We start from the raw sequence: 4410 nt of genomic DNA on the forward strand, positions 1-4410 counted from the left end.
GGTCCAGGAGGAAGGGCTGCGCCCTTCCTCCTGGCGGGGTTCGGGGCGGAGCCCCGACAAAGTCTTTCATATTTCAAACATTTTCAGAAAGGCTCCGATTCAGAAAGGCTCCGAACGACCCCTTCAGATTTTGGTATGGCCCATCCGGCTGGAGGGTGGAACCTTGGTTGGTTCCACCAGCCAGATTTTTTCTGCGTAGGTTCGCACGGTCCGATCGATGGAGAAGTACCCCATATTGGCGGTATTGATGATGGCTTTGCGGCCCCAGGCATCTTGATTCTGGTAGACGCCATCGATTTTATCCTGGCAGGCCACATAGGCTTCGTAGTCGCCCAGGAGCATGAAATGGTCACCGCCGCGTACCAGGGCGTCGAAGATGGGGGTGTAGCGGTGGGGGTCATCGGGGCAGAAGTAGCCATCCCGAATCATATTCAGCACCTGATGCAGTTCCCGGTTTTCTTCGTAGTATTGGGCGGGATTATAGCCTCTTTGGCGCAGGGCCTGGACTTCATCGGCGGTCATGCCGAAGATGAAGATATTGTCGTCGCCGACTTCGCGCAGGATTTCGATATTGGCCCCGTCGAGCGTGCCGATGGTCAGGGCGCCATTCAGGGCCAGTTTCATGTTGCCTGTGCCCGAAGCTTCGGTACCGGGAGTGGAAATTTGCTCGGAGAGGTCGCTGCCCGGGATGATGGTTTCGGCAGCGGAGACGTTGTAATTGGGCAGGAAGACCAGTTTCAAGCGATCCCGGACCATGGGGTCGTTGTTGATCACTTTGGCCACTTCCACAATCAGGCGGATGATCAATTTGGCCATGTGATAACCGGGAGCCGCCTTGCCGCCAATGATGATGGCCCGGGAGACCGGGTCGGCGAGTTGCCCGTTGCGGATGCGGACGTAACGGGTGATGACATGCAGCACGTTGAGGAGCTGGCGTTTGTATTCGTGGATGCGTTTGACCTGCACGTCGAACATGGCGGACGGATCGAGCCGCACGCCGACCCGTTCGGCCACCAGGTGGGCCAGACGGATTTTGTTGTTTTTCTTTATATTCATGAATTTCTGACGAAATTCTGAATTTTCAAGATGGGATGTCAGGGCGCGGAGTTGTGTCAGATCGGTGATCCACCCTTCGCCCAGGTGTTGGCTGATGAAGGCGGCCAGCTCGGGATTTGATTGCAGCAGCCAACGGTGCTGGGTGATGCCGTTGGTGACATTTTCAAACTTGCCCGGGTCCATGCGGCTGAAGTCGGCGAAGAAGGATGTTTGCATGAGCTGCGTATGCAGTTTGGCGACGCCGTTGACTTTTTTGCTGCCGATTACGGAGAGATTGGCCATGCGGACCCGGCGGCTGTGGTCGTCGAAGAGGGAGACCCGCCCCAACATTTTTGGATCGCCCGGGAATTGGTATTTGACGGCTGTCATGTGTTGGTGGTTGACCTGGTACAGGATATCCAGGTGTCTGGGGAGAATTTTGCCCAGGATATCGATGGGCCAGGACTCCAGGGCCTCGGGAAGCAGGGTATGGTTGGTGTAGGAGTAGGTACGCCGGGTGATATCCCAGGCCTCTTCCAGGGTGAGCTTGTAGTGATCCATCAGGATGCGGGTCAGCTCCACCACGGCCAGCGAGGGGTGGGTATCGTTCAGGTGGATGGCCACCTGATCCGGAAGCTTGCGTATATCTTTTTCGGACAGGAAAAATTTGCGCAGGATATCCTGGAGGGAGGCGCTGACGAAGAAGTACTCCTGTTTCAGGCGCAGCTCCTGACCCATGAGGGTGTTGTCGTTCGGATAGAGCACCTTGGAGAGATTTTCCGAATCGATCTTGTCTTTGACGGCATCGATATAGTTGCCTTCATTGAAGAAGCGGAAGTCGAAGTCATGTGACGCCCGGGCCGACCAGAGCCGCAGATGGGTCATGGTTGGGGTACGGAAGCCGGTCAGGGGAATATCGAAGGCAACGGCGATGACATCGCTGGTATCAACCCACTGGATGACTTCCTGGCCTTTTTCATCGCGGAAGCTGATGACCCGGCCTCCGAAGCGCACGGTATAACGGACGCTGTGGCGTTCGGTTTCCCAGGGGTTGCCCAATTCCAGCCAATCTTCGGGTTGTTCGACCTGTTCTCCCTGTTCGATGCGTTGGGTAAACATGCCGAACTCGTAGCGGATGCCGTAGCCAATGCCGGGGTAGCCCAGCGTGGCCATGGAGTCGAGAATACAGGCAGCCAGGCGACCCAGGCCGCCGTTACCCAGAGCGGGGTCGAGTTCCTGGTCGACCACGGCTTCCAGGGACGTTCCACAGGAGTTCAGGGCCTGGGCGATGGCATCCTGGAGATCCAGATCGATCAGGGTGCGGCGAAGGTTGCGGCCAATCAGGTACTCCATGGAGAGATAGTAGACTCGCCGACCCCGGGTTGCCAGAAGGGTGCGTTCCATCTTGACCTTGCGCTCATACAGGATGGCTCGCAAGAGGTAGATGACAGACTTGTACCAGTCCCTTTGGTTGGCCAGGCCGGGATCCTTCCCAACCATATGAACCATGAAGTGCAGAATGTTTTTCTTCAGGGTTTCCACATTCCAGGGGGCTTGGTCCTGGCAATCGAGGACCAGGCACAGGTCTTTATGCAGATCTTCCATGCTCTCTCCAGGTCGTTGGGCGTCGTAAATCGACAGGGTTCAGGCCTGATATAAAAAATTTAATACAGCTTTCATAACAAAGGATTAAGGCATCATGACGACCGTTACCGGTCATCTGATATTCATGCACCAGTTTGCATTGACTGTTGCAGACATGCGTGATAACAAACCGGACCCAAGGCATTCTCGCACATAACAATCCAATATGGTAGGCCTTGATCATGCCTCCACCTCAAGAGCCTTGAGGGGCTTCCGGAATCAGGCGGTTTATTCACCATGTATGAAAAAATCAATCGGTTGCATTTTGTTGGCATTGGCGGCATCGGCATGAGCGGCATTGCCGAGGTTCTCATCAACCTGGGCTACGTGGTTTCCGGTTCGGATGTGGCGGAAAATGCCAATGTCTTGCGCCTGCGCAACCTGGGAGCCAGTATTCACCTGGGACACGCGACCGGCCAGGTGGGGGATGCCCATGCCGTGATCTATTCGTCAGCCGTCACGGCGGACAATCCCGAAGTGATGGAGGCCCGGGCGCGGCGTATTCCGGTTGTGCCCCGGGCGGAGATGCTGGCCGAGTTGATGCGGTTCAAGTACAGCATCGCCATTGCCGGTACGCATGGCAAGACCACCACCACATCCTTGATTGCCACCCTTCTGGGCGAGGCGGGCATGGATCCGACGGTGGTCAATGGCGGCATCGTCAAATCCCTGGGCAGCAATGCCTACCTGGGGCGGGGCGAGTTTCTGGTCACCGAGGCGGACGAGTCGGATGGATCTTTCCTGAAGCTTTTCCCCACCATGGCCGTTGTCACCAATATGGATCCAGAGCACATGGAACATTATGGCGACTTTGCCGCTGTGCGCCTGGCCTATCGGGAGTTTGTGGCCAAGGTTCCCTTCTATGGCCTGATCATTCTGTGTCGTGATCACCCCGAAGTCGAAGCCATGTTGCCGGATCTGAGTGACAAGCGGGTTGTTACCTACGGATTGTCGCCGGGGGCGGACATTCGTGCCGTAGACATCACTCAGGAGGGGGTGCAAACCCGGTTTCGGGTTGAGGTGATGGTAGAGCCCCACGGCAAGCCGGTTGATTGGGGGAGTGTCTCCCTTTCGTTGCCCGGGTTGCACAACGTGACCAACACCCTGGCCGCCATTGCCGTGGCCCGGGAGTTGGATATTCCCTGGGCGTCGGTCACCCGGACCCTGGCCCATTTCAAGGGGGTGCAGAGGCGTTTTGACCTGTTGTTGAACACTCCGGAGCGGGTGGTGATCGACGACTATGGCCATCATCCAGTGGAAATCCAGGCCACCCTGGCGGCGGTACGGGCCGGATTTGGCCGGGAGCGGCGGCTGGTGGTGGCGTTCCAGCCCCATCGGTATACCCGGGTCCGGGATCATTTCCAGGCGTTTGCCGCCAGTTTTGCCGACACGGATCTGGTTTTGGTTGACCACATCTATCCGGCGGGTGAAACACCCCCTGCCGATCCCCCTTTGGGCGAGCGGGGTCAGGAGCTTCTGATGCAGGCCATCCAGGAGGCCAGCCGGACGCGCACGCAACCTTTGCCGGGGGGGGCGGAGTGGATTTCAGCCTTGCAGGCTTGTTTGCAACCAGGTGATATCGTGGTTTTTCTGGGAGCTGGCAATATCACCCAGCGGGCGCGTTCCTTTGCCAAGGCCCCCGTGGGTTGTTCTTGATTGCCATCGGGACGGGCCTGCGAATCGGGGTCCAGGGGGCTGGCTCCCTTGCGGGTCAAGGGCAGAGCCCTTGCG

General features: G+C 57.6%; 2 protein-coding genes. One reads left to right on the forward strand and one right to left on the reverse strand.

Annotated elements, in window-relative coordinates; genetic code table 11:
• Nucleotides 1–123: 123 nt before the first annotated feature.
• Nucleotides 124–2640 (reverse strand): glycogen/starch/alpha-glucan phosphorylase, encoded by a 2517-nt coding sequence (locus tag HQL63_15850; protein MBF0178297.1) that lies wholly within the window; start codon nt 2638–2640, stop codon nt 124–126.
• Between the two features lie 276 nt (nt 2641–2916).
• On the opposite strand from HQL63_15850, the gene HQL63_15855 reads away from it, so the two are divergent.
• On the forward strand, nt 2917–4335 hold the full coding sequence (locus HQL63_15855; protein ID MBF0178298.1) for a UDP-N-acetylmuramate--L-alanine ligase: 1419 nt from the start codon (nt 2917–2919) through the stop codon (nt 4333–4335).
• Nucleotides 4336–4410 lie beyond the last annotated feature (75 nt).

It is taken from the genome of Magnetococcales bacterium (genome assembly GCA_015231175.1).
Lineage (GTDB): Bacteria > Pseudomonadota > Magnetococcia > Magnetococcales > DC0425bin3 > HA3dbin3.